This is a genomic window from Paracoccus zeaxanthinifaciens ATCC 21588, assembly GCF_000420145.1.
GTDB classification, from domain to species: domain Bacteria; phylum Pseudomonadota; class Alphaproteobacteria; order Rhodobacterales; family Rhodobacteraceae; genus Paracoccus; species Paracoccus zeaxanthinifaciens.
This window is the reverse complement of record NZ_ATUJ01000013.1, coordinates 68690-91932: the sequence shown is the minus strand read 5'-3', so window position 1 is coordinate 91932 and position 23243 is coordinate 68690. Positions and strand designations below refer to the sequence as shown.

Genomic DNA, 23243 nt, shown 5'->3' with positions numbered 1-23243 from the left:
GTGGTCGTGGCGCTTCCATGATGAACTTGTCCCAGAGGGCATCCTTCCGCTGTTGAGAAAGGATCGCACAATCAAACCGTAGGATCAAACAACTAGCCGCCCGTATGGCTCATGTGGCGGGTCATCTGGCCGCCGACGGATTGCCGGGAATAGTCGAAATCGTGGCCCTTGGGCTTCAGCGCGATCGCATTGCGGATCGCGTCGCGGAGGGGGGCGTCGTCGGAATGGGCGCGCAGGGGTGCGCGCAGGTCGGCGCGGTCTTCCTGGCCCAGGCACATGAACAGCTCTCCGGTGCAGGTCAGGCGCACGCGGTTGCAGCTTTCGCAGAAATTGTGGGTCAGGGGCGTGATGAAGCCGATCTTCTGGTCCGTCTCCTCCAGCCGGACATAGCGGGCGGGGCCGCCGGTGCGTTCGGGCAGGTCGGTCAGGGTGTAACGCTCGGCCAGGCGGGCGCGCAGGTCGGACAGGGGCCAGTACTGGTCCAGCCGGTCCTCGCCGCCCAGATCGCCCATGGGCATCACCTCGATGAAGGTCAGGTCGTGGCCTTCATCGGCGCACCAGCGGGTGATGTCGAACAGCTCGTCCTCGTTGACGCCCTTCAGCGCCACGACGTTCAGCTTGACCCGCAGGCCCGCATCCCTGGCGGCGCGGATGCCGTCCAGAACCTGGGGCAGGCGGCCCCACCGGGTGATCCGCGCGAACTTGTCCGCGTCCAGCGTATCCAGCGAGACGTTGACGCGCCGGACGCCGCAATCGAACAGTTCCTGCGCGAAGCGGCCCAGCTGGCTGCCATTCGTGGTCAGGGTCAGTTCTTCCAGCCCGTTGCCCAGGTGGCGCGACATGTTGCGGAAGAAGCCCATGATGCCGCGACGCACCAGCGGTTCGCCGCCGGTGATCCGCAGCTTCTGCACGCCCATCCCGACGAAGGTGGAACACAGGCGGTCCAGTTCCTCCAGGGTCAGCAGCTCGGCCTTGGGAAGGAACTGCATATGCTCGGCCATGCAATAGACGCAGCGGAAATCGCAGCGATCCGTGACCGACACCCGCAGGTACGAGATCGGGCGGGCGAAGGGGTCTATCAGCGGGGCTGGATGCGGCATCTGGCTCATGCGGTGCAATCTAGGCATGCGGCGCGCCGCTCACAAGCGCGGGCGTGATCGTGGCGGTGGTGGACCTTTCGCCGCGGCGCGTGCAATCTGGCCCCCAAGCCTGATGAGGAGATCCTGATGCGTATCGGAACCATGGCAAAAGTCCTTGGCCTTGGCGTGATGCTGGCCGGCTGCGCGCAGATGACGCAGACCGGCGCAAGCGCGCCCGACGCCAAGCCCGAAGCGACCCCCGCCACGGCGGAACAGGTGTCTGCCGCCACCGCGATCACCCGCGCCCCGGCACCGCGTCCGGCGGCCCGCGCGACGGTCGCACAGCTGGACACGACGACGCCCGAACAGCGCGCCGCCGCAGCCGAGGTTCCGACCGAGGCGTCCGAGAAGAAGCTGGGCACGACCGTAGGTTCGCTCGGGAACCCGACCGAGGGGGGGCTGTGGATGAAGACCCCGCTGGTCAAGTCCCGCACGCCGGGGCGGATCGTCTATCCGGCGAACGGCAAATCGGCCAAGGTCGAGCTGATTCCCCTCACGACCGGCGGCAGCGGCAGCCAGGTTTCCCTGTCCGCGCTGCAATTGCTGGGCGTGTCCCTGACGGATCTTCCGACGCTGGAAGTCTACTCGGGGTCTTGATCCGGCTGGTCCTCGACGACCTTCTCGGCCGGTTTCCACGCTGCGGCCCGTTCGGGGTCGTGGCGTGCAAGATCGGACAGCAGCGCCGCGACCGCCTGGCGCACCGCGCCGTTGCCGTCGTGATGCAGATGCGCGGCCCATTCCAGCGCGCGGTCGCGGATCGCGATATCGGCGGGCTTGGGGTGGTTCATCTTGGCCCAGTGGTTCGTCATGGTCATCAGCAGGCGCCGCTGCAGCGGGTTGCGCGATTCCATGAACGGCTCCAGGTCGCCAAGGCGGGCGGGATCCGACGCCAGGCGGCGCTGACCGGCGGCCGCGACTGCATCGGCGATGTCCAGCGCGTCCACCGCGGGCGCCCATTCCATGATCGCGGCCCAGGCGCCGTCATCGGGACGCATCCGCGCCTGCAGCATCAGCTTGGCGGCGGCGATGCGGGCCTCGTGGATGTCGCTTTCCCACAGCTTGCGGGCAAGGGTCACGCGTTCCTCGGGGGTCAGCGCCGCGCGCCATCCGGCGACCAGCGGCTCCAGCTGGGCGGGCGCGATGCCAAGCGTCTCGCGATCGCGCTTGTGGCGGGCGGCCATCTTCGCGGCGCGGTCGGCGTCGCCCAGGGCGCGCAACTGTTCGATTTCCTGCATTCGGGGTCCTTTCCGTTTCAGCCCTTCTAGAAATCCCGCGCCCTCGCGGCAAGAAGGTGGTGGAAGCGCCGCACGGCCCACGCTAGAAGCGCTTGCGTTAACACGAGGTAGCCCCATGTCCCATTCCGCCGAACCCCGTCCGATGACCTCTGGCAAATGCGGCCCGCTGTCGGGTGAGGCGCAGGTGCCCGGAGACAAGTCGATCAGCCACCGCGCGCTGATCCTGGGCGCGATGTCGGTGGGGCAGACGCGCATCACGGGCCTTCTGGAAGGGCAGGACGTCCTGGATACCGCCAAGGCGATGGAGGCGTTCGGCGCCACCGTCACGCGCCACGGTCCGGGCAGCTGGACGGTGGACGGCGTGGGCGTGGGCGGCTTCGCCTCGCCCGAGGGGGTGATCGACTGCGGCAACAGCGGCACGGGCGTGCGCCTGATCATGGGTGCGGTGGCCACGACGCCGATCACCGCGACCTTCACCGGCGATGCCAGCCTGTCGCGCCGTCCGATGGCGCGCGTGACCGACCCGATCGCGGAATTCGGCGCACGCATCACCGCGCGCGAGGGCGGGCGCCTGCCCATCACCATCGAGGGCGCTGCCGATCCCGTTCCCGTCACCTATCGCACGCCGGTCGCCAGCGCGCAGATCAAGTCCGCGATCCTGCTGGCCGGTCTGAACGTCCCCGGGGAAACCGTCGTGATCGAGTCCGAACCCACCCGCGACCATTCCGAACGCATGCTGGCGGGCTTCGGCGCCGACATCCGGGCCGAGACGACTGCCGACGGCCATGTCATCACCCTGCAGGGCCGCCCCGAGCTGCGCGCCCAGAACGTGGCCGTGCCGCGCGATCCCTCCAGCGCGGCCTTCCCGGTGGCGGCTGCCCTGATCGTTCCGGGGTCCGAGATCCGCGTGCCGGGCGTCAGCCGCAACCCGACGCGCGACGGCCTGTACGTGACGCTGCTGGAGATGGGCGCAGACATCACCTTCGAGAACCCGCGCGAAGAGGGCGGCGAGCCGGTCGCCGACCTGCTGGTGCGGCATGCGCCGCTGAAGGGCGTGACCGTCCCCGCCGAACGCGCGGCCAGCATGATCGACGAATTTCCGATCCTGTCGGTGATCGCATCCTATGCCCAAGGGACGACCGTGATGAACGGCGTGGCCGAGCTGCGCGTCAAGGAAAGCGACCGCATCGACGCGATGGCCCGGGGCCTTGAGGCGAACGGCGTCAAGGTCGAGGAGACGAAGGACAGCATGACCGTCCACGGCACCGGCAGCGTCCCGGGCGGCGCGCAGGCGGTGACCCATCTGGACCACCGCATCGCGATGTCCTTCATGGTGCTGGGCCTGAATGCCGAGAACGCCGTCGGCATCGACGATGCGGGGCCGATCATGACCTCGTTCCCGGATTTCGTTCCGCTGATGGAACGGCTGGGCGCCAGCTTCGGGTAAGGGAAAGGGGGCCGCGGCCCCCTTCTTCATGCGCTGGCCTTCATCGGGTATCCGAGGGCTGCCAGCGCGGCCTCGATTTCGGTCAGGATGGCGGGGTCGTCGATGGTTGCGGGGGTCGTGACCTCGTGCCCGTCCGCGATCTTGGCCATGACGGCGCGCAGGATCTTGCCCGAGCGCGTCTTGGGCAGGCGTTCCACGATGCAGGCCAGCTTGAAGCAGGCGACGGGGCCGATCCGGTCGCGGACCATTGCGATTGCCTCGGCCACGACATCCTCGGGCGGGGTGGTGACGCCCTTCTTGAGGCACAGAAGCCCAAGCGGGATCTGACCCTTCAGCGCATCCGCGATCCCGATGACCGCGCATTCCGCGACGGCGGGGTGGGCGCCCAGCACCTCCTCCATCGCGCCGGTCGACAGGCGGTGGCCCGCGACGTTGATGACATCGTCGGTGCGCGCCATGATGAACAGGTATCCGTCATCATCGACATAGCCCGCATCTCCGGTCTCGTAATACCCCGGAAAGCGTTCGAGATAGGCCTTGCGGAAGCGCGCCTCGGCATTCCACAGCGTCGGCAGCGTGCCGGGGGGCAGGGGCAGGCGGATGGCGATGGCGCCCAGTTCGCCCGCAGGCATCGGCCGTCCCTCTGCGTCCAGCACCTGCACGTCGTATCCGGGCATCGCGACGGCGGGACTGCCCTTGCGGATCGGCAGGGTCTCGATCCCCAGGGGGTTCGCGGCGATGGCCCAGCCGGTCTCGGTCTGCCACCAGTGGTCGATGACGGGGACCTTCAGGTGATCCTCGGCCCAGGTGATGGTGTCGGGATCGGCGCGTTCGCCCGCAAGGAACAGGGCCTTCAGGCACGAGATGTCATGGCCGGGGATCATGCGCCCTTCGGGATCGTCGCGACGCACGGCCCGGATCGCCGTCGGCGCGGTGAAGAAGCTCTTGACCCCGTGCTGCGCGATCACCCGCCAGAAGGTGCCCGCATCGGGGGTGCCGACAGGCTTGCCCTCGAACACGATGGTCGTGGCCCCCGCGATCAGCGGGCCATAGCAGATATAGCTGTGACCGACGACCCAGCCCACGTCCGAGGCCGCCCAGAACACGTCGCCCGCGCCGATGTCGTAGATGTTCGACATGCTCCAGGCCAGGGCGACGAGGTGCCCCGCCGTGTGGCGCACCACGCCCTTCGGCTGACCGGTCGTCCCCGAGGTATAGAGGATATAGGCCGGATGGTTTCCCGCCACCGGCACGCAGTCGGCGGGTTCGGCATCGCGGGTGATCCGGTCCCAGTCCAGATCGCGCCCCCCGATCAAGGACGCGGGTTCCTGTTCGCGCTGCAGGATCACGCAGAATTCGGGCTTGTGCCGCGACTGTTCGATCGCGCGGTCCAGAAGCGGCTTGTAGGGTACGATGCGCCCCGGTTCGATCCCGCAGGACGCCGCGATGATCGCGCGCGGTTGCGCGTCGTCGATCCGCACCGCCAGTTCGTGAGAGGCGAAGCCGCCGAACACGACCGAATGGATCGCGCCCAGCCTTGCGCAGGCCAGCATCGCGACCAGCGCCTCGGGGACCATCGGCATGTAGATGATCACGCGGTCGCCCGCCCCGACGCCGCGTTCGGCCAGCGCGCCCGCCAGCCGCGCGGTCCGGTCCCGAAGTTCCGCATAGGTCAGCCGCGAGATGCTGCCCGTGATCGGGCTGTCATGGATGATCGCGATCCGGTCGCCATGGCCCGCCGCGACATGGCGGTCCACCGCGTTCCAGCAGGTGTTGACCATGCCGTCCGCGAACCATTCGCCCGCCGGACCCTGGTCGAAAAATGCGGCCGACGGCGCGTGATCCCAGTCGATGGCCTGCGCGGCGGCGGTCCAGAACCCCTCGGGGTCGGCCTTCCACGCATCATGGATGTCGCGATACGACATGGCAGTTCCTCCCTCTCCCTTGCGGGTATCCTAGCGCGGGAAAGGGGGCGTCCGGCAAGCGTGTTAGCGCCCTGCATTCGCAAACTGTGATGCGGAGTTTGCAAAGGCCGAAAGCGAACGGCGGCCCCGAAGGACCGCCGCCGCATGTTTGCAAAGATCAGCCGTAATGGGCGACCGGCGTTCCGGCCAGCACGCTCATGTTCAGCAGGCCGCGCGTCGTGATCGAGGGGGTCACGATATGGGCGCGGTTGCCCATGCCCATCAGGATCGGCCCGACCTCGAGCCCGCCTGCCTTCATCTTCAGCGCGTTGCGCACCCCCGAGGCCGCGTCGGCATTGCCGAAGACCAGGATGTTCGCAACACCCTCCAGTCGCGATCCGGGGAAGATGCGGTTGCGGATGTCGGGGTCCAGCGCGCTGTCCACGTGCATTTCGCCGTCATACATGAAGTCCGGCTCTCGGGCGTCCAGCAGGGCCATGGCCTCGCGCATCTTGCGGCCGCTGTCGCTGTCCAGGTTGCCGAACTGCGAATGGCTGCACAGCGCGACGCGGGGCGTCAGGCCGAAGCGGCGCACATGGCGCGCGGCACCGCAGACGGTTTCGGCGATCTGTTCCGGCGTCGGGTCCTGGTGGACCTGCGTGTCGGCGATGAACAGCGGGCCGTCCTCGAGGATGATCATCGACAGCGCGCCCTGCGGACGCAGGCCGCCACGGGCCAGGATCTCGCGGACATAGCGCAGGTGCCAGCTGTACTGCCCGAAGGTGCCGCAGATCAGGCTGTCGGCTTCGCCCCGGTGGACCATGACGGCACCGATCGCGGTGGTGTTGGTGCGCATGATCGCCCGTGCGATGTCGGGGCTGACGCCCTGGCGCGCCATCAGCGTGTGATAGGTTTCCCAATAGTCGCGATAGCGCGGATCGTTCTCCGGGTTCACGATCTCGAAGTCGCGCTCGGGGCGGATGGGCAGGCCCGCGCGCTCGGCGCGCATGGCGATGACCTCGGGGCGGCCGATCAGGATCGGGACGTCCGTGGTTTCTTCCAGCATGGCGTTCGCGGCGCGCAGCACGCGCTCGTCCTCGCCCTCGGCGAAGGCGATGCGACGGGTCGCGGTCGCGGCGGCGTCGAAGACCGGGCGCATGATCATGGCCGAGCGGAAGACCGAACTGTCGAGCTTCTGCTTGTAGGCGGCCACATCCTCGAGCGGGCGGGTCGCCACGCCGCTGTCCATCGCGGCCTTGGCCACGGCGGTGCTGACGATGCCGACCAGGCGCGGGTCGAAGGGCTTCGGGATCAGGTAGTCGGCGCCGAAGGTCAGCGTTTCGCCGCGATAGGCGGCGGCGGCCTCGGCCGCGGTGGTCGCGCGGGCCAGTGCGGCGATGCCTTCGATGCAGGCGATCTTCATCTCGTCGTTGATCGTGGTCGCGCCCACGTCAAGCGCACCGCGGAAGATGAAGGGGAAGCACAGGACGTTGTTGACCTGGTTCGGGTAATCGCTGCGCCCCGTGGCGATGATCGCATCGGGCGCGACCTCGCGGGCAAGGTCGGGCATGATCTCGGGCATGGGGTTGGCCAGCGCGAAGATGATGGGCCGCGATGCCATGCGGGCGACCATCTCGGGTTTCAGCACGCCGGGGCCGGAGAGGCCCAGGAACAGGTCCGCGCCGTCGATCACGTCGTCCAGCGTCCGCTTGTCGGTCGCCTGCGCATAGGCGGCCTTCTGCGGGTTCATGTCTTCCTGCCGGCCCTCGTGCACCAGGCCGTGGATGTCGCACAGCCAGACGTTCTCGCGCTTGACGCCCAGCTTCAGCAGCATGTCGAGGCAGGCGATGCCCGCCGCTCCGCCGCCGGTGGACACGATCTTGATGTCCTCGAACTTCTTGCCGGCGATGCGCAGCGCGTTGGTGGCCGCCGCGCCCACGACGATGGCGGTGCCGTGCTGGTCGTCGTGGAAGACGGGGATGTTCATCTTCTCGCGGCAGATCTTCTCGACGATGAAGCAGTCCGGCGCCTTGATGTCCTCCAGGTTGATCGCCCCGAAGGTCGGCTCCAGCGAGCAGACGATCTCGGCCAGCTTCTCGGGGTCGGGCTGGTCCACCTCGATGTCGAAGCAGTCGATATTGGCGAATTTCTTGAAGAGGACGGCCTTGCCCTCCATCACCGGCTTGGATGCCAGCGCGCCGATATTGCCAAGCCCCAGCACCGCGGTGCCGTTGCTGACCACCGCGACCAGGTTGCCGCGGCTGGTATAGCGTGCGGCGGTCGAGGGGTCGGCCTTGATCTCGACGCAGGCCTCGGCCACGCCGGGCGAATAGGCGCGCGAGAGGTCGCGCCCGTTTGCAAGCGGCTTCGTCGCGCGGATCTCCAGCTTACCCGGTCGCGGGAATTCGTGATAATCCAGCGCTGCCTGTCGCGCCTTGTCCTGCCTGCGGTCTTCCATTTCTGCCTCCGGTTCCGGAATTGGTTGACCGTTAAATCATTTCGACGGCCAAGAACAGCGGCCTTGCACCCATCCGCACGCGGGCGCAGAAAAGAGGGCAGGATTTTCAGGAAGGCCCCGGCATGAGCAACGATCTGGTCGATACCGCGCGCGACGTGCGCGAAAGGGCATACGCCCCCTATTCGCGCTTCAAGGTGGGGGCCGCGGTGCGCTGCGCCGACGGGTCGGTCCACGCGGGCTGCAATGTCGAGAACGTCGCATATCCCGAAGGCACCTGCGCCGAGGCCGGCGCCATCGCCGCCATGATCGCCGCCGGACAGACGCGCCTGACCGAGGTCGCCGTCATCGCCGACAGCCCCGCGCCCGTGCCCCCCTGCGGCGGCTGCCGCCAGAAGCTGGCCGAGTTCGGCGATGCCGACACGCCCGTCACGCTGGCGACCACGGATGGCGTCGTGTTCCACACGACCATCGGCGACCTGCTGCCCGGTCGATTCGACGCGGGCCACATGGCGCGCACATGACCGACCCCAGGCCGGTGATCGCGTCCCTGCGCAACGGGCGGGGACTGGACGGCCCGGGCGCCGCGCTGATCGCGCAGGGCCTGGCCGACGGGTCGGTCAGCGACGCGCAGGCGGGCGCCTTCGCGATGGCCGTGCTGACGCGCGGGACGGGCGATGCGGGGCGCGTGGCGCTGACGCGCGCGATGCGCGATTCGGGCGACGTGCTGCACTGGGATCTGTCGGGTCCGGTCGTGGACAAGCATTCTACCGGCGGCATCGGGGATACGACCAGCCTGATCCTTGCGCCGCTGCTGGCGGCTGCGGGGGTCTTCGTGCCGATGATCTCGGGGCGGGGGCTGGGCCATACGGGCGGCACGCTGGACAAGCTGGAGGCCATCCCAGGCTTCCTCTGCGACCAGCCCGAGGACGCGTTCCGCCGCATCGTGGCGCAGGTCGGCTGCGCCATCGTGGCGGCGACCGGCGATGTCGCGCCCGCGGACCGCAGGCTCTATGCCATTCGCGATGAAAGCGGGACGGTCGAATCCATCGACCTGATCACGGCCTCGATCTTGTCGAAGAAGCTGGCCGCCGGGATTGACGCGCTGGTGCTGGACGTGAAGGCCGGTTCCGGCGCCTTCATGCGCGAGGATGGCGGCGCGCAGCGTCTTGCGCAGGCGCTGGTATCGACCGCGAACGGGGCGGGATGCCGCTGTTCGGCGCTGATCACCGACATGGACCAGCCGCTGGCCCGCTCGGCGGGCAATGCCCTCGAGGTGCACGAGGCGATCCGCGTGCTGCGCGGCGAACGCGGCCCCCTGCGCGACCTGACGCTGGCGCTGGCTGCGGAATGCCTGTCGCTTGCCGGGCGTCCGGCGGATGCGCTGGAGGGGCTTCTGGACGGCGGCGCGGCGGCCGAGGTCTTCGGGCGGATGGTCGCGGCCCAGGGCGGGCCTGCCGATCTGGTCGAGCGGCCCGATGCTCATCTGCCGCAGGCCCCCGTCATCTGTCCGGTTCCGGCACCCGCAGGGCGTGTCGGACATATCGACGTGACCGCGCTTGGCCATGCCGTCGTGGCCCTTGGCGGCGGTCGCGTCCGCAAGGACGAGGCGATCGACCATGCCGTCGGCCTGACCGCTCTTGCGAAGCTGGGCGAGGAGATCGGTCCCGACCGTCCGCTTGCGATGGTCCACGCCGCCGACGACACCGCCGCCGAGGTCGCCATCGCCGCCGTGCAGGCGGCCTATGGCCCGGGCGACGGCGAAACCGGCCCCCTCGTCCGCGAGAGGATCACCGCATGAGCCGCGCCTTCCTGATCGTGATGGACAGCGTGGGCATCGGCGGTGCGCCCGATGCCGACCGCTTCTTCAACGAGGGGCTGCCCGATACCGGGGCGAACACGGTCGGTCATATCGCGCAGGCGCAGGGGCTGGCGATGCCGAACCTTGCGCGGCTGGGCCTCGGGTCCGCCGTGCGGCTGGCATCGGGGCTGGACGCGCCGGGGCTGGGGGGCGAGCCGCAGGGCCTGTGGGGTGCCGCGACCGAGATCTCGAACGGCAAGGACACGCCTTCGGGCCATTGGGAGATCGCGGGCGTTCCCGTTCCCTGGGACTGGCACTATTTCCCCGACACGAACCCCGCCTTCCCCCCCGAGGTGACGGCCCGCATCTGCGAGATCGCGGGCACGGACGGCATCCTTGCGAACTGCCACGCATCGGGCACGCAGGTGATCGAGGATTTCGGGGCCGAGCATCTGCGGACGGGACGACCCATCTGCTATACCTCGGTCGACAGCGTGCTGCAGATCGCCGCGCACGAGGAGGCCTTCGGGCTGGACCGCCTGATCGCGCTGTGCGAGGGGCTGGCCCCCATGCTGCACCGGATGCGGCTGGGCCGTGTCATCGCGCGACCTTTCCTTGGCGATGCGCCGGGCAATTTCCAGCGCACACCGAACCGCCGCGATTTCGCAATCGCGCCGCCCGCGCGGACGATCCTGGACATCGCCGCAGGGGCAGGGCGCGCGACCCACGCCATCGGCAAGATCGGCGATATCTTCAGCCATCGCGGCATCGCGCATCTGCACAAGGGCAGATCCGACGCGGATCTTGCGCAGCACCTGGTCCGCCTGGGGTCCGAGGCCGAGGAAGGTAGCCTGACCTTCGCCAATTTTGTCGAGTTCGACACGAATTACGGCCATCGGCGCGACGTTGCGGGCTATGCCCGGCAGCTGGAATGGTTCGACGGCGTTGCGGGCCGGCTGATCGACGCGCTGCGCCCCGGCGACCTTGCGGTCTTCACCGCCGATCACGGCAACGACCCGACATGGCGGGGCACCGATCACACCCGCGAACGCGTGCCGGTGCTGGGTCACGGCGTGGGGCCGCGCGCCGTGGGGCAGGTGGGCTTCGCCGATATCGGGGCCTCGGTCATGGCACATCTGGGCCTGCCCGCGCCCGAACAGGGAAGGAGCTTCCTGTGAAGAAGCTGGAACTGCACCTGCACCTGGAAGGCGCGGCCCCGCCCGCCTTCGTGCGCGACCTTGCCGCCCGCAAATCCGAGGATGTGGGCGGCATCTTCGACGAAAGGGGCAATTATGCCTATCGCGGCTTCGACGAATTCCTGAAGGTCTACGAGGCCGCGACCAGCGTGATCCGCGGACCCGAGGATTATGCCCGCCTGCTGGAGGTCGTGCTGGAGAACTGCGCCGAGAACGGCGTGATCTATGCCGAGCTGTTCGTCTCGCCCGAATTCTGCGGGGGCGGCGACCTGGCCGCATGGCGCGAGCATCTGCACGCAATGACCGAGATGGCCGCGAAGATGCGCGGGCAGGGGATCGACAGCCGCGCGATCCTGACCTCGATCCGGCATTTCGGCCCCGAACGGTCGAAGGCCACCGCGATCTGCGCGGCGGAAACCGCGGGCGACTGGGTCACCGGCTTCGGCATGGGCGGGGCCGAGGGCGTGGGCCGCGCGACCGATTACGCCTGGTCCTTCGACTGCGCGCGAGAGGCGGGCCTGGGCCTGACCTGCCACGCTGGCGAATGGGGCGGCCCCGACAGCATCCGCGACGCCCTGTCGCTCGGCTGCTCGCGCATCGGGCACGGCGTCCGCGCGATCGAGGACAACGCCCTGGTCGAGCGCCTGGCCGAGGACGGGATCACGCTGGAGGTCTGCCCGGGCTCCAACATCGCGCTCGGGGTCTATTCCCGGCTGCGCGACCACCCCATTGCGAAGTTGATCGAACGCGGAGTCCGCGTGACCGTATCCACCGACGATCCGCCATTCTTCCACACCACCATGCGGCAGGAATACGACGCGCTTGCCCGGGTCTTCGACTTTGCCGAGCCGGAATTCGACCGCATCGCCCATTGGGCCATTGACGCCGCCTTCTGCGACGACGATACCCGCGCCCGCCTGCGAAAGGAGTTCTCGTGACCCAACCCCATCTGACCGTCGTCACCCACCCGCTTGTCCAGCACAAGCTGTCCGTCATGCGCCAGAAGGACCTGTCGACCGCCGGTTTCCGTCGCCTGCTGCGCGAAATCAGCCTGCTGCTGGCCTACGAGGTCACGCGAGAGCTGGAGCTGACGACCACCCGCGTCCAGACCCCCATCTGCGAGATGGACGCCCCCACGCTGGAGGGCAAGAAGCTTGCGCTCATCTCTATCCTGCGTGCGGGCAATGGCCTGCTGGACGGGATCCTGGAACTGATCCCCGGTGCGCGGGTCGGTTTCGTGGGCCTGTATCGCGACCCCGAGACGCTGAAGCCGGTCGAATACTACTGCAAGGTCCCGCGCGAGCTGGACGCCCGCATGACCATCGTGGTCGATCCGATGCTGGCCACGGGCAACAGCTCGGTCGCGGCCATAGACATGCTGAAGGAACGAGGCGCGAAGAACCTGCGCTTCCTGTGCCTGCTGGCCGCGCCGGAAGGCGTGGAGCGCATGCGCGAGGCCCATCCCGACGTGCCGATCTATACCGCCTCGCTGGATGAGAAGCTGGACGAACACGGCTATGTCGTGCCGGGTCTTGGCGATGCGGGCGACCGGATGTTCGGCACGAAATAAGGCCGGCGTTAACCCCGCCTTCAATCCTGCCCCGCTAGAAGGGGCGGGAATTGCAGCGGGGATGAAAGATGGCGGTCTGGCGATACGGTTCGATCTGGTTTTGCCTTGTCGGGGTGGCAAGCGCCGCCCCGATGCCGCCCCCGCCCGCAGGTTTCGCGGGCGATCAGTATATCGATGCGCAGGGCTGCGTGTTCCAGCGTGCAGATACGGGCTGGACCGCGCGGCTTGACGGTGCGGGCACTGCCCTTTGCGGCTTTCCGCCCAGCATTGCGGCGACGTCCGTTGCCATCCCCGAACCCGATGCCGAGGCTGTCCTGGTCGAGAAGTTGACCGAAGGACTGCGCCCCGAGGAGTTCGCGGCGGGCCCCAAGCCGACTGCAGAGCGTCTGCCCCCTCCGCCCTCGCGTCACCCCGACCCGTTGCAGACGGCGATCGCGGGGGCCGTCGCGATGGATCCGGTCCTGCGGCAGAAGGCCGGTCTGTCCGGCCCGCAGGATCTGTGCGCCCGCATGGGCTATCGCCCGGATCCCCAAGCGGTGGTGGGGCTTGGGCTATGCCCCGGAATGTCGGTGCCGAAGCCCGTTGCAGCGACCCCGGAACCTGTGCCTGCGCCTTCGCCTGCTGTCAGACAGAAGCGACCCGCACCGCCCAAACAGGCAAGACCAGAGCCGCCCGCGGCACGGCCGCGCCCGCCCGGCGACCTGATCGCCGCGGGTGCCCGATATGTGCAGGTGGGGGCATTCGAGGATGCAGGCGCGGATGCCGCCCTGCGCCGCATCGCCGCGCAGGGGCATCCCACGGCGCAGATCAGACCGAATGGGGACAAGGGCCCGCGCATCGTCCTTGCGGGCCCCTTTGCCGATCGCGCATCTTTGGCGGCGGCTCTGGCCGCCCTGCGCAGCGCGGGCTTCGCGGGCGCCGTCGCGCGCTAGGCGCTGCGCACCGCGTCGATCATCCGGGCGACATTGTCGGGATCCGCGTCGGGCGTGATCCCGTGGCCCAGGTTGAACACGTGCGGACCGTTGCGCAAAGCACGCGTGATGCGCTGCGCCTCGGCGACCAGTTCGGGGCCGCCGGTGACCATGTGCTGGGGGGCCATGTTGCCCTGCACGCAGATCTCGGGCTGGACATTGGCGGCAACCCATTCGGCCGAGACCGAATTGTCGGTCGCCACGCAATCCGCACCGGTCGCCGCCGCAAATCCGACATAGCGGTCGCCAGCCTCGCGCGGGAAGGCGATGACGGGAACGCCGGGATGCCGCTCCTTCAGCGCCGCGATGATCCGCTTGGCCGGTGCCACGGCGAAATCGTCGAAATCGCGACCCTTGAGGCTGCCCGCCCAGCTGTCGAACAGCTTGACCACCTCGGCCCCCGCGTCGATCTGCCGCGACAGGTATTCGACCGTCGCGTCGGTGATCCGGTCGATCAGGGCGCTGAACGCCGCGCGATCCGCATCCTTCCAGGCATGGGCGGGGCCTTGGTCCTTGGTGCCGCGACCCGCCACCATGTAGGTGGCAACCGTCCAGGGCGCACCGGCAAAGCCGATCAGCGCGGTTTCCTTGGGCAGTTCCCGCGACAGGATGCGCACCGTCTCATAGATCGGGTTCAGGCGTTCGTGGATCTCGTCCACGGGTTTCAGCCGCGCGACCTGATCTGCCGAGGTGATCGTCGACAGGCGCGGCCCTTCGCCCGTCACGAACCACAGATCGGCGCCAAGCGCCTGCGGCACAAGCAGAATATCGGCAAAGAGGATTGCCGCGTCGAAGCCAAAGCGCCTGATCGGTTGCAGCGTGACCTCGGCCGCCAATTCCGGATTGTAGCACAGCGACAGGAAGTCGCCCGCCTGCGCACGCGTCGCGCGGTACTCGGGCAGATAGCGACCGGCCTGGCGCATCATCCAGATCGGCGGGGTGTGAAGGGTCTCGCCCTGAAGGGCGCGCAGCAGAAGTTTGGTCATATGGCCTCCTGCTCGCCATGAAGGTCACGGGCAGCCCGTTGTCAACCCGCGCCCCGGCAGCTATGCCAGCGGCATGAACACGATGCCCGACCCCACCCGCCCCCTGAAGATCGGAACCCGCGGATCGATCCTTGCGCTTGCGCAGGCGCACGAGACGCGCGACCGCCTGATGGCCGCGCACGGCCTGCCGGTCGATGCGTTCGAGATCGTCGTCATTAAGACCACGGGCGACCGCATCACCGACCGCGCGCTGCGCGAGATCGGCGGGAAGGGGTTGTTCACGCGCGAGATCGAAGAGGCCCTGACCGAAGGCGGGATCGACATCGCCGTGCACTCGATGAAGGACATGCCGACGCTGCAGCCCGATGGGTTGGTGATAGACTGCCTGCTGCCGCGAAACGATGTGCGCGATGCCTTTGTCAGCCTGAAACATGACAGCATCGCCTCGCTGCCGAAGGGGGTCGTCGTGGGGTCGTCCAGCCTGCGCCGTCGTGCGCAGCTGGCGCATCGTCGCCCCGATCTGCAACTGGTGGAGTTTCGGGGCAACGTGCAGACGCGCCTGAAGAAGCTGGAAGATGGCGTGGCCGAAGCGACATTCCTCGCCATGGCCGGCCTGCGCCGCATGGACATGACCGACGTGGCGCGAGGCGCTGTCGATCCGGAGGAAATGCTGCCGGCCGTCGGGCAGGGCGCCATCGGGATCGAACGTCGCGAGGGTGATGATGCGGTCGCAGCGCTTCTTGCGCCGATCAACCACGTCGAGACGGCGGATCGTCTGCGTGCGGAACGGGCGTTCCTTGCACGTCTTGATGGTTCTTGCGAGACGCCGATTGCAGGTCTTGCCGATCTGGACGGCGACCGCCTGATCCTGCGCGGTGAGATCCTGCGTCCCGATGGAAGCGAGGTTCACGCAGCCACGCGCGAAGGCGCGATCAGCGATGGTGCAGCCATGGGCCAGGATCTGGCCGACGAGCTTCTGAAACGCGCCGGCCCCGGCTTCCTGACCCTGTAAGCGGTCAATAGCTGCGGATAAGGCCCACCAGCCGCCCCTGGATGCGGACCCGGTTCTCGGGCAGCATGCGGGTTTCGTATGCGGGGTTCGCGGCTTCGAGCGCAATCATCGAGCCGCGGCGGCGATAGCGTTTCAGCGTCGCCTCCTGATCATCGATCAGGGCAACGATGATATCGCCATTCTCGGCCGTGTCCTGTTCGCGGATCACCACGACATCGCCGTCATTGATCCCGGCCTCGATCATCGAATCGCCGGTGACCTCCAGCGCGTAGTGATGTTCGCGGCCGGCAAGCATCGTGCCCGGTACGGCCACGTGATGCGAGATCTCGGAAATGGCCTCGATCGGAACGCCTGCCGCGATGCGGCCCATCAACGGCAGTTGCACGGCGGGGCTGTCGACGACCGTCAAGGCACCGCGCGGGCGCGGCGGACGGGTGTTCGAGATGACGCGCGGGGTGAAACCGCCCGACGCCTGATCCGAGGGTGCCTCTGCCTCGGTCAGATGCGCGAGGGCGTCGGGAAGGCGCAGCACCTCGAGCGCGCGGGCGCGATGCGGAAGGCGGCGGATAAAGCCGCGTTCCTCCAGTGCGGTGACCAGCCGATGGATGCCAGACTTGGACCGCAGATCCAGTGCATCCTTCATTTCGTCGAATGATGGCGGGACGCCGTCGCGCAACATGCGCCGTTGGATGAATTCCAGCAGTTGGATCTGCTTCTTGGTGAGCATGCCCGCCCTCGTCATCTATGTTCCGTTATTGTTCTATCCTAGCCCGCGAATCGCGTCAATCACAACAACATCGCAGGGTGAACAAAGAGTTAACGGTTGATCCTGACGATCTGGACCTGGCTTCCCTGCGCCCTTTCCGGATCATGCGCGGGACGCAACAGCAGAGCGTCCGCCTCGGCCATGATCGAAAGGCGTGCCGAGTCCTGATCGGCAAAGGGGGTCACCGTCAGCGCGCCGTCCACGGTCGCCAGCCGTGCCCGAAGATAGTGCTGGCGCGGGCCCTCGGGGCCCAGATCCACACCCAGCCGGGCCGTTTCTGTACGCGCGACATCGGCAAATCCCTGCATCCTCCTGATCAGAGGTTGCATGAATATCATCGCGCAAACCATTGCAGAAACAGGGTTTCCGGGCAGGCCCAACATCGCCAACGGCCCCATGCTGCCTGCCATCAGGGGTTTGCCCGGTCGCATGGCGATCTTGTAGAAGGCGCGTGTCATTCCCGCTTCGGCTGCGACCTTGCCGATCAGATCGTGATCGCCGACCGAGGCCCCGCCAATCGTGACCAGAAGGTCGGCACCCTTGGCCGCGCGAAAGGCGGCGTGCAGGCTTTCCTCGGTGTCGCGGGCGATGGGCAGGATCTGGGGCGTTCCGCCCGCATCCTCGACAAGGGCCGCGATGGCAAGATCGTTCGAGCTGACGATCTGACCCGGACCGACATCCTCTCCGGGTCGGACCAGCTCGTCGCCGCCTGCGAGGATGGCGACGCGGGGGCGTGCGGCGACCGTCACCTCGGGGATGTTCATCGCCGCAAGCAGTCCGATATCGGCAGCGTTCAGAACCCTGCCGGGGGCAATCGCGTCGCCCTTGGTAAAGTCGTTTCCTCGGGCGCGGATGTTGCTGCCGCGGGACCGCGTCTGGACGCGGATCGTGTCGCCGTCACGCAAGACGTTTTCCTGCAGCTCGACATGATCGAAGCCCTGCGGGACAGGCGCGCCGGTAAAGATGCGGATTGCGGTCCCCTGAGCGGCCTTGCCCTGCCACGGATGGCCCGCTGCGCTCGTCCCGACGACCTGCAACGGCAGGGCAATGTCTTCGGCGCGCATCGCATAGCCGTCCATCGCGGAGGCGTCGAAGGGCGGCTGCGTCAGTCGCGCGACGGCGGGTTCCAGCAGCACGCGCCTGCGCGCCTGCGCCAGCGTCACCGTCTCGGGTCGAGGCGCTGTCGCCAGCGCAAGGACCTTGGCCAGCGCCTCGTCGACCGAGATCACGACGCGGCCTCGTAATCGACGGACTTGCCGCCGGATTTCTGCAGCAGGCGGATGCCCTCGATTCGCATCGACTTCTCGGCAGCCTTCAGCATGTCATAGACGGTCAGGCAGGCGGTGCTGACGGCGGTCAGGGCCTCCATCTCGACGCCGGTGCGCCCGGTGGTCCGGACGGTCGCGGTGACGCGGATGCCCGGCAGCGCGTCGTCGGGCACGAGGTCCAGCGTCACCTTCGAGATCGGCAGCGGATGGCACAGCGGGATCAGGTCCGAGGTGCGCTTGGCCCCCATGATCCCGGCCAGCCGTGCGACTCCCATCACGTCGCCCTTGGCCGCGCCGCCCCTGGCAAGGGCCAGCGTTTCGGCGGACATGACGACGTGGCCAGTGGCGACAGCCTCGCGCCGGGTCTCGTCCTTGTCGGACACGTCGACCATGTGGGCCTGACCCTGCGCGTCGAAATGCGTCAGGCTCATGCCGGAACGTCCAGGATGGCGCGGGTGGCAGCGGCGACATCGTCCTGCCGCATCATGCTTTCGCCGATGAGGAAGCGGCGAGCGCCCACCTCCATCATCGCGCCAAGGTCGGCGGGCGTGAAAAGCCCGCTCTCGCAGACCACGTCGCGATCCGCAGGTATGCGCGGCGCCAGTTCGCGCGTCACATCAAGTGTCACGTCGAAGGTATTGAGATTGCGGTTGTTTATCCCGATCATGGGCGACTTCAGGCGCAGCGCGCGATCCAGTTCATCGGCATTGTGCACCTCGATCAGGGCGTCCATGCCCCAATGGATCGCGGCATCCTCCAGCTCGGCCGCCAGGGCATCGTCGACGGATGCCATGATGATCAGGATGCAATCGGCTCCCCAGGCGCGGGCCTCGGCGACCTGGTAGGTGTCATAGAGGAAATCCTTGCGCAGCGCGGGCAGGTCGCAGGCGTCGCGCGCCGCGGTGAGGAACTCGGGTGCGCCCTGGAAGCTGGGGCCGTCGGTCAGCACCGAGAGGCAGGCGGCACCACCGGCCTGATAGGCGCGGGCCAGCGCGGGGGGATCGAAATCGGGCCGGATCAGGCCCTTGGACGGGCTGGCCTTCTTGATCTCGGCGATCAGCGCGGGCCCGCTCTTCGCCTTTTCCGTCAGCGCATCCGCGAAACCGCGCACGGGCGATGTGGCGCGTGCGGCGGCCTCGACCTCGGCCAGCGGGCGGGCGGCTTTGGCGGCGGCGATCTCTTGCAGCTTGTAGGCCTTGATCTTGTCCAGAATATCCATGGCCGTCTTCTATCCTTCCTGCGAGGGTGCGAAAAGTCCCCCGGTTCCGATCCAGTCTATGGCAGGTTCGTCCCGCGCGGTCAGCCAGTCGTTGACGCGGCTGAAGGGGCGGCTGCCGAAAAATCCCCGTCGTGCCGACAGGGGCGAGGGGTGCGCGGTCTCGATCAGCAGATCGACGTCGCGGGGCATGCCCTTCAGCGCCTTCTGCGCATGCGCCCCCCAGAGGATGAACGCCACGGGGCGGTGCGACTGCGCCAAGGCCACTGCCTGCCGCGCAAGGCCGTCCCAGCCCCATTTCGCATGGACGCCCGCCTGCCCGGGCAGCACGCTGAGCGATGTGTTCAGCAGCAGCACGCCCTGCGCCGCCCAGTGCGACAGGTCGCCGTCATTCGGGCGTTCGCCAAGGTCGTCGGCCATCTCGCGATAGATATTGGCCAGCGATCGCGGCAGCGGCGTTTCCGGCGTGACCGAGAAGGCAAGCCCGTTCGCGTGGCCCGGCGTGGGATAGGGGTCCTGACCCAGGATCACGACGCGGACATCCTGCGGCGGCAGTCCCTCGAGCGCGGCAAAGACGCGATCGGGTCCCGGCAGGAAATCGTCCGGGAGGCGGTTGCGGATCGCGGGCCACGGGTCGTCGAAGAAGGGCAGGTCGGCCCAAGGCGCGGGCGGTCTCACGTTTCCGGTGCGCCCGTCACGTCGGACAGGGCCGCAAGCCGCGCCTTGGCAGCGCCGCTGTCGATGGCGGTCGCGGCCATCGCGGCACCCGCGCGCAGATCGTCCACCTTGCCCGCCACCAGCAGGGCTGCAGCCGCGTTCAGCAACACCGCGTCGCGATAGGCGCCGGTCTCGCCGTCCAGCAGCCTGCGGAAGGCGGCGGCGTTATAGGCAGGCTCTCCTCCGACGATGGCTTCGAAGGGGTGACGGGGCAGGCCGGCATCCTCGGGGGTGATCGTGAATTCGGCGATGCGGCCGTCCTTCAGCTCGCAGACCTTGCTGGGTTCCGCGATCGACAGCTCGTCCGTGCCGTCGCCGCCATGGACAAGCCAGGCCGCGTCGCTGCCCAGATCGCGCAGCACCTCGGCCATGGGGCGGATCCAGTCGGCGCTGAAGGCACCGGTCAGCTGGCGCCGCACCGATCCTGGATTGGTCAGCGGCCCCAGCAGGTTGAAGACGGTGCGGGTCCCAAGCTCGGTCCGGGGCGGGCCGACATGGCGCATGGCAGGGTGGTGCATGGGCGCCATCATGAAGCAGATGCCCGCGCGGTTCAGCGCGTCCTGCGCAACGGTGGGGCCGCCCATGACGTTGATGCCCATCTGGGTCAGCGCATCCGCCGCGCCCGATTTCGACGACAGGTTCCGGTTGCCGTGCTTGGCCACGGGAACGCCCGCACCCGCCACGACGAAGGCCGTCGCGGTCGAGATGTTCAGCGTGCCCTTGCCGTCGCCTCCGGTGCCCACGATGTCCATCGCGCCTTCGGGCGTCGTGATGCGGTTCATGCGGGCGCGCATGGCGCGGGCGGCGGCGGCGATCTCGTCCACGGTCTCGCCTCGGACGCGCAGGGCCATCAGCAGCCCGCCGATCTGGGCGGGGGTGGCCGCGCCGTCGAACAGGATCGAGAATGCCTGCTCGGCCTCGGGGCCGGTCAGGGGGCGGGTCGCGGCGATGCCGATCAGCGGCCGGATATCGGTCATGCCGCTTCCTTCGCGGCTTCGCAGCGGCGCAGGAAGTTGCGGATCATCTCGTGCCCGTTCTCGGATGCGATCGATTCGGGGTGGAACTGCACGCCCTCGATGGGCAGCGCCTCGTGGATCAGCCCCATGATCGTCCCGTCATCCGAGGTCGCGGTGACGCGCAGGCTGTTCGGCATGCTTTCGGGTTCGACCGTCAGCGAGTGATAGCGCGTCGCGTTCATGGGCGAGGGCAGGCCCGCGAAGACGCCGGTGCCGTCATGGCTGATCGCATCGACCTTGCCATGCAGGATGCGGTTGGCGCGGACGACCTTGCCGCCGAAGGCCTCGCCGATGGCCTGGTGGCCCAGGCAGACGCCGAACAGCGGGATCTCGCGTTCGGCCGCGGCGCGGATCAGGTCGATGCAGATGCCCGCCTGCGCCGGATCGCAGGGCCCGGGCGAGATGACGATCCCGTCCGCGTTCATGGCCAGCGCCTCCTCGACGGTGATCTGGTCGTTGCGGCGCACGACGACCTCGGCCCCGGCCTCGCCCATGTAATGGACCAGGTTCCAGGTGAAGCTGTCGTAATTGTCGATCAGAAGGATCATGTCGGGCCACCTGTGGGCTTTGGGTCGTGCAGTGGGTCGCAGGGGCGGTTTCCCCCTGCTTCGGCGTCGGCTATAGATGTGGCAAAGCGCGACCGGGGGTCAAGACCGACAGCCCGGAAAACGTGCGTGATGACAGGCAGGGACGGCCCCTTCGTGGGGTTCGGACCGAAGCGAAAGCAGGGCGGAATGGCGACGGGTTTCGGAAAAGGGGCGTTTCACGGTGCGCTGATCGGCGTGGCGGGGCTGGTCGCGCTGTCGCTGGCGGCGCCGCTGGACCGACCGGCCCCGGAACAGCCCGAGCCTGCACCGGCTGCCACGCCCGAGCCCGCGCCCCGCGATCCCGACGCCCCCGTCGCCGACGAGGTCGGCCTGCCGGTCGGGTCCGAGTTCGGACGCGGCGGCGATGTCGCGCCGCGTCTTCCCGCACCGGTCGCCGAGACATCCCGCCAGTCCGAGCCGATGGCGGTGCGCGCGCCCGTGGCCGAGCCCGCGCCCGTTCGCGCACCCGTCGACAACGCCCGCCCTCAGACCCAAGGGCAGCCCGAAGGGCCGGTCCAGTCCCGCCCCGACAGCGCCGAGATCGCCCCGCAGCTGGACCTGCCCGCAGCGCCGCAGGCCACGCGCACCGACGCCGCGGCCCCGCGGCCCCAGCAGGGCGCCGCGCCCGACAGCCTGCCCGAACGCCCCGCAACGGGCGACACCGCCCAGCCGCCCGCACTGCCGTCGCCCGCGCTGGATTTGTCGCTTCCCGATCTCTCTGACCTGCCCGGAATAGAACAACGCTGATGCGCCCCCTCAATCCCGCCCTGACCCAGACCTTCGTGCCGCCCGTGATGGAGGCCCGCCGCTGGCTGGATGGCGTCAGCTTCACCCCCGAACGCCCGCTGATTAATGTCAGCCAGGCCGCCCCCGTCGCGCCCCCGCCCGAGGCGCTGCGCCGCGTCATCGCGGATGCCGCGCTGAACATGCCCGAGGCGCATCTTTACGGTCCGGTGATGGGCGATCCGGAATTGCGGCAGGCGGTGGCGGATGCCTTCTCGTTGCCCGGGGTGGCGCTGGACGCATCGCAGGTCGCGATCACGCAGGGCTGTAACCAGGCGTTCTGCGCCGCGATCGCGGCCCTTGCCGGTCCGGGGGACGAGGTGATCCTGCCGACGCCGTGGTATTTCAACCACAAGATGTGGCTGGACATGGCGGGCGTCCGCGCCGTCCCCTTGCCCTGCCGCGAGGGGATGCTGCCCGACCCCGACGAGGCCGCGCGCCTGATCACCGAGCGCACGCGTGCCATCGTGCTGGTCACGCCCAACAATCCCACCGGCGCGGAATATCCGCAGGGGCTGGTCGCGGCTTTCCACGACGTGGCCAGCCGCGCGGGCCTGACGCTGATCGTGGACGAGACCTATCGTGATTTCGATTCGCGTCCCGGTCCGGTCCACGACCTTCGCGCCCGCGATGGCGGCCGTGTCGTGCAGCTCTACAGTTTCTCGAAGACCTACCGCCTGACGGGCCACCGGGTAGGCGCGCTGATCGCGGATGCGGATTTCATGGTCGAGGTCGAGAAGTTTCTCGACACCGTCGCGATCTGCCCCAACCAGCTGGGCCAGATCGCGGCGCTGTGGGGGATGCGCAACCTTGGCGACTGGGTGCAGGGCGAACGGGCCGAGATCCTTGCGCGCCGTGCCGCCACGGTCGACAAGCTGGGCGCGATCCCCGGCTGGACGCTGAAAAGCGCGGGCGCCTATTTCGCGTGGCTGGAACATCCCTTCGACGAGCCCTCGAACGAGCTGGCCCGCCGCATGGTCGCCGAGGCCGGTGTCCTGGCGCTGCCCGGCACCATGTTCGCCCCGGATGACGACCCGCAGGGCCCGCGCCATCTGCGCATCGCCTTCGCCAATGTCGACGTGGACGGGATCGGCATTCTGGCCGACCGGCTGGCCGCACTTGTGGCTGACGTGCCCGCGTCCTAAAGACAGCAGCGACAAGACCACGAGGAATG

At 68.4% G+C, this 23243-nt stretch carries 23 protein-coding genes; 11 read left to right on the top strand and 12 right to left on the bottom strand.

What is annotated here, in order from left to right; all coding sequences use genetic code 11:
* Positions 1 to 92 precede the first annotated feature (92 nt).
* Entirely contained in the window at positions 93 to 1100 is a 1008-nt protein-coding gene (gene moaA, locus F804_RS0112255) for a GTP 3',8-cyclase MoaA (RefSeq protein WP_022708035.1), read from the bottom strand.
* 141 nt (positions 1101 to 1241) lie between these two features.
* Between moaA and F804_RS0112250 the strand changes: the two genes are divergently transcribed.
* Positions 1242 to 1736, top strand: coding sequence for a hypothetical protein (locus F804_RS0112250; protein ID WP_028725941.1), 495 nt, complete (start codon positions 1242 to 1244; stop codon positions 1734 to 1736).
* On the opposite strand, the gene F804_RS16460 is transcribed toward F804_RS0112250, so the two are convergent.
* Positions 1721 to 2374 (bottom strand): DNA alkylation repair protein, encoded by a 654-nt coding sequence (locus tag F804_RS16460; RefSeq protein WP_022708033.1) that lies wholly within the window; start codon positions 2372 to 2374, stop codon positions 1721 to 1723. The genes F804_RS0112250 and F804_RS16460 overlap by 16 nt on opposite strands.
* 115 nt (positions 2375 to 2489) lie before the next feature.
* Between F804_RS16460 and aroA the strand changes: the two genes are divergently transcribed.
* A complete protein-coding gene (gene aroA, locus F804_RS0112240; RefSeq protein WP_022708032.1) occupies positions 2490 to 3821 on the top strand; it encodes a 3-phosphoshikimate 1-carboxyvinyltransferase in 1332 nt (443 codons plus the stop codon).
* Between the two features lie 26 nt (positions 3822 to 3847).
* On the opposite strand, the gene F804_RS0112235 is transcribed toward aroA, so the two are convergent.
* Together F804_RS0112235 and F804_RS0112230 are read right to left on the bottom strand one after the other, a co-directional pair.
* The gene (locus F804_RS0112235; protein ID WP_022708031.1) at positions 3848 to 5746 is read right to left on the bottom strand and encodes a propionyl-CoA synthetase; all 1899 of its coding nucleotides are present in this window, start codon (positions 5744 to 5746) and stop codon (positions 3848 to 3850) included.
* Between the two features lie 157 nt (positions 5747 to 5903).
* Positions 5904 to 8183 carry an NADP-dependent malic enzyme gene (locus tag F804_RS0112230; RefSeq protein ID WP_022708030.1) on the bottom strand — a complete coding sequence of 760 codons (2280 nt, stop codon included), beginning with the start codon at positions 8181 to 8183 and terminating at the stop codon, positions 5904 to 5906.
* A 122-nt stretch (positions 8184 to 8305) separates the two neighbouring features.
* Here F804_RS0112230 and F804_RS0112225 point away from each other — a divergent pair, with 122 nt between their 5' ends.
* The 6 genes from F804_RS0112225 (at position 8306) to F804_RS0112200 (ending at position 13679) form a co-directional block, all read left to right on the top strand.
* Complete coding sequence (locus tag F804_RS0112225; protein ID WP_022708029.1) at positions 8306 to 8704, top strand: cytidine deaminase; 399 nt, start codon at positions 8306 to 8308, stop codon at positions 8702 to 8704.
* Positions 8701 to 9981: a thymidine phosphorylase gene (locus F804_RS0112220; protein WP_022708028.1), complete on the top strand. Its 1281-nt coding sequence runs from the start codon at positions 8701 to 8703 to the stop codon at positions 9979 to 9981. The genes F804_RS0112225 and F804_RS0112220 overlap by 4 nt, the downstream gene beginning before the upstream one ends.
* Entirely contained in the window at positions 9978 to 11159 is a 1182-nt protein-coding gene (locus F804_RS0112215; protein ID WP_022708027.1) for a phosphopentomutase, read from the top strand. The genes F804_RS0112220 and F804_RS0112215 overlap by 4 nt, the downstream gene beginning before the upstream one ends.
* On the top strand, positions 11156 to 12115 hold the full coding sequence (locus tag F804_RS0112210) for an adenosine deaminase (RefSeq protein ID WP_022708026.1): 960 nt from the start codon (positions 11156 to 11158) through the stop codon (positions 12113 to 12115). The genes F804_RS0112215 and F804_RS0112210 overlap by 4 nt, the downstream gene beginning before the upstream one ends.
* Positions 12112 to 12747, top strand: coding sequence for a uracil phosphoribosyltransferase (gene upp / locus F804_RS0112205; RefSeq protein ID WP_022708025.1), 636 nt, complete (start codon positions 12112 to 12114; stop codon positions 12745 to 12747). The genes F804_RS0112210 and upp overlap by 4 nt, the downstream gene beginning before the upstream one ends.
* A 68-nt stretch (positions 12748 to 12815) precedes the next feature.
* Positions 12816 to 13679, top strand: a complete 864-nt coding sequence (locus tag F804_RS0112200; protein WP_022708024.1) for an SPOR domain-containing protein — start codon at positions 12816 to 12818, stop codon at positions 13677 to 13679.
* On the opposite strand, the gene hemE is transcribed toward F804_RS0112200, so the two are convergent.
* A complete protein-coding gene (gene hemE, locus F804_RS0112195; RefSeq protein ID WP_022708023.1) occupies positions 13676 to 14704 on the bottom strand; it encodes a uroporphyrinogen decarboxylase in 1029 nt (342 codons plus the stop codon). The two genes, F804_RS0112200 and hemE, sit on opposite strands and share 4 nt — an antisense overlap.
* A 73-nt stretch (positions 14705 to 14777) precedes the next feature.
* On the opposite strand from hemE, the gene hemC reads away from it, so the two are divergent.
* Complete coding sequence (gene hemC / locus F804_RS0112190; RefSeq protein ID WP_028725940.1) at positions 14778 to 15716, top strand: hydroxymethylbilane synthase; 939 nt, start codon at positions 14778 to 14780, stop codon at positions 15714 to 15716.
* A 4-nt stretch (positions 15717 to 15720) separates the two neighbouring features.
* Here hemC and lexA read toward each other — a convergent pair whose 3' ends face one another.
* The 7 genes from lexA to F804_RS0112155 form a co-directional block, all read right to left on the bottom strand.
* Positions 15721 to 16443, bottom strand: a complete 723-nt coding sequence (gene lexA / locus F804_RS0112185; RefSeq protein WP_022708021.1) for a transcriptional repressor LexA — start codon at positions 16441 to 16443, stop codon at positions 15721 to 15723.
* 89 nt (positions 16444 to 16532) lie between these two features.
* The gene (locus F804_RS0112180; protein WP_022708020.1) at positions 16533 to 17711 is read right to left on the bottom strand and encodes a molybdopterin molybdotransferase MoeA; all 1179 of its coding nucleotides are present in this window, start codon (positions 17709 to 17711) and stop codon (positions 16533 to 16535) included.
* On the bottom strand, positions 17708 to 18181 hold the full coding sequence (gene moaC, locus F804_RS0112175; RefSeq protein ID WP_022708019.1) for a cyclic pyranopterin monophosphate synthase MoaC: 474 nt from the start codon (positions 18179 to 18181) through the stop codon (positions 17708 to 17710). The genes F804_RS0112180 and moaC overlap by 4 nt, the downstream gene beginning before the upstream one ends.
* The gene (gene trpC, locus F804_RS0112170; protein ID WP_022708018.1) at positions 18178 to 18969 is read right to left on the bottom strand and encodes an indole-3-glycerol phosphate synthase TrpC; all 792 of its coding nucleotides are present in this window, start codon (positions 18967 to 18969) and stop codon (positions 18178 to 18180) included. Before trpC ends, moaC begins: the two co-directional genes overlap by 4 nt.
* Positions 18970 to 18978: 9 nt before the next feature.
* The gene (locus F804_RS16455; RefSeq protein ID WP_022708017.1) at positions 18979 to 19644 is read right to left on the bottom strand and encodes a uracil-DNA glycosylase; all 666 of its coding nucleotides are present in this window, start codon (positions 19642 to 19644) and stop codon (positions 18979 to 18981) included.
* The gene (gene trpD / locus F804_RS0112160) at positions 19641 to 20660 is read right to left on the bottom strand and encodes an anthranilate phosphoribosyltransferase (protein ID WP_022708016.1); all 1020 of its coding nucleotides are present in this window, start codon (positions 20658 to 20660) and stop codon (positions 19641 to 19643) included. Before trpD ends, F804_RS16455 begins: the two co-directional genes overlap by 4 nt.
* A complete protein-coding gene (locus F804_RS0112155; RefSeq protein WP_022708015.1) occupies positions 20657 to 21247 on the bottom strand; it encodes an anthranilate synthase component II in 591 nt (196 codons plus the stop codon). The genes trpD and F804_RS0112155 overlap by 4 nt, the downstream gene beginning before the upstream one ends.
* A 186-nt stretch (positions 21248 to 21433) precedes the next feature.
* Between F804_RS0112155 and F804_RS17020 the strand changes: the two genes are divergently transcribed.
* The gene (locus tag F804_RS17020; RefSeq protein WP_022708014.1) at positions 21434 to 22033 is read left to right on the top strand and encodes a hypothetical protein; all 600 of its coding nucleotides are present in this window, start codon (positions 21434 to 21436) and stop codon (positions 22031 to 22033) included.
* On the top strand, positions 22030 to 23214 hold the full coding sequence (locus tag F804_RS0112145) for an aminotransferase (protein WP_169447696.1): 1185 nt from the start codon (positions 22030 to 22032) through the stop codon (positions 23212 to 23214). The genes F804_RS17020 and F804_RS0112145 overlap by 4 nt, the downstream gene beginning before the upstream one ends.
* The last annotated feature ends 29 nt before the right edge of the window (positions 23215 to 23243 follow it).

What these genes read in the sequence shown, in the direction of transcription:
- moaA (WP_022708035.1), bottom strand. Translation starts at nt 1,100, where the DNA reads ATGCCGCATCCAGCCCCGCTGATAGACCCCTTCGCCCGCCCGATCTCG.
- F804_RS0112250 (WP_028725941.1), top strand. Translation starts at nt 1,242, where the DNA reads ATGGCAAAAGTCCTTGGCCTTGGCGTGATGCTGGCCGGCTGCGCGCAG.
- F804_RS16460 (WP_022708033.1), bottom strand. Translation starts at nt 2,374, where the DNA reads ATGCAGGAAATCGAACAGTTGCGCGCCCTGGGCGACGCCGACCGCGCC.
- aroA (WP_022708032.1), top strand. Translation starts at nt 2,490, where the DNA reads ATGTCCCATTCCGCCGAACCCCGTCCGATGACCTCTGGCAAATGCGGC.
- F804_RS0112235 (WP_022708031.1), bottom strand. Translation starts at nt 5,746, where the DNA reads ATGTCGTATCGCGACATCCATGATGCGTGGAAGGCCGACCCCGAGGGG.
- F804_RS0112230 (WP_022708030.1), bottom strand. Translation starts at nt 8,183, where the DNA reads ATGGAAGACCGCAGGCAGGACAAGGCGCGACAGGCAGCGCTGGATTAT.
- F804_RS0112225 (WP_022708029.1), top strand. Translation starts at nt 8,306, where the DNA reads ATGAGCAACGATCTGGTCGATACCGCGCGCGACGTGCGCGAAAGGGCA.
- F804_RS0112220 (WP_022708028.1), top strand. Translation starts at nt 8,701, where the DNA reads ATGACCGACCCCAGGCCGGTGATCGCGTCCCTGCGCAACGGGCGGGGA.
- F804_RS0112215 (WP_022708027.1), top strand. Translation starts at nt 9,978, where the DNA reads ATGAGCCGCGCCTTCCTGATCGTGATGGACAGCGTGGGCATCGGCGGT.
- F804_RS0112200 (WP_022708024.1), top strand. Translation starts at nt 12,816, where the DNA reads ATGGCGGTCTGGCGATACGGTTCGATCTGGTTTTGCCTTGTCGGGGTG.
- hemE (WP_022708023.1), bottom strand. Translation starts at nt 14,704, where the DNA reads ATGACCAAACTTCTGCTGCGCGCCCTTCAGGGCGAGACCCTTCACACC.
- hemC (WP_028725940.1), top strand. Translation starts at nt 14,778, where the DNA reads ATGAACACGATGCCCGACCCCACCCGCCCCCTGAAGATCGGAACCCGC.
- lexA (WP_022708021.1), bottom strand. Translation starts at nt 16,443, where the DNA reads ATGCTCACCAAGAAGCAGATCCAACTGCTGGAATTCATCCAACGGCGC.
- moaC (WP_022708019.1), bottom strand. Translation starts at nt 18,181, where the DNA reads ATGAGCCTGACGCATTTCGACGCGCAGGGTCAGGCCCACATGGTCGAC.
- trpC (WP_022708018.1), bottom strand. Translation starts at nt 18,969, where the DNA reads ATGGATATTCTGGACAAGATCAAGGCCTACAAGCTGCAAGAGATCGCC.
- trpD (WP_022708016.1), bottom strand. Translation starts at nt 20,660, where the DNA reads ATGACCGATATCCGGCCGCTGATCGGCATCGCCGCGACCCGCCCCCTG.
- F804_RS0112155 (WP_022708015.1), bottom strand. Translation starts at nt 21,247, where the DNA reads ATGATCCTTCTGATCGACAATTACGACAGCTTCACCTGGAACCTGGTC.
- F804_RS17020 (WP_022708014.1), top strand. Translation starts at nt 21,434, where the DNA reads ATGGCGACGGGTTTCGGAAAAGGGGCGTTTCACGGTGCGCTGATCGGC.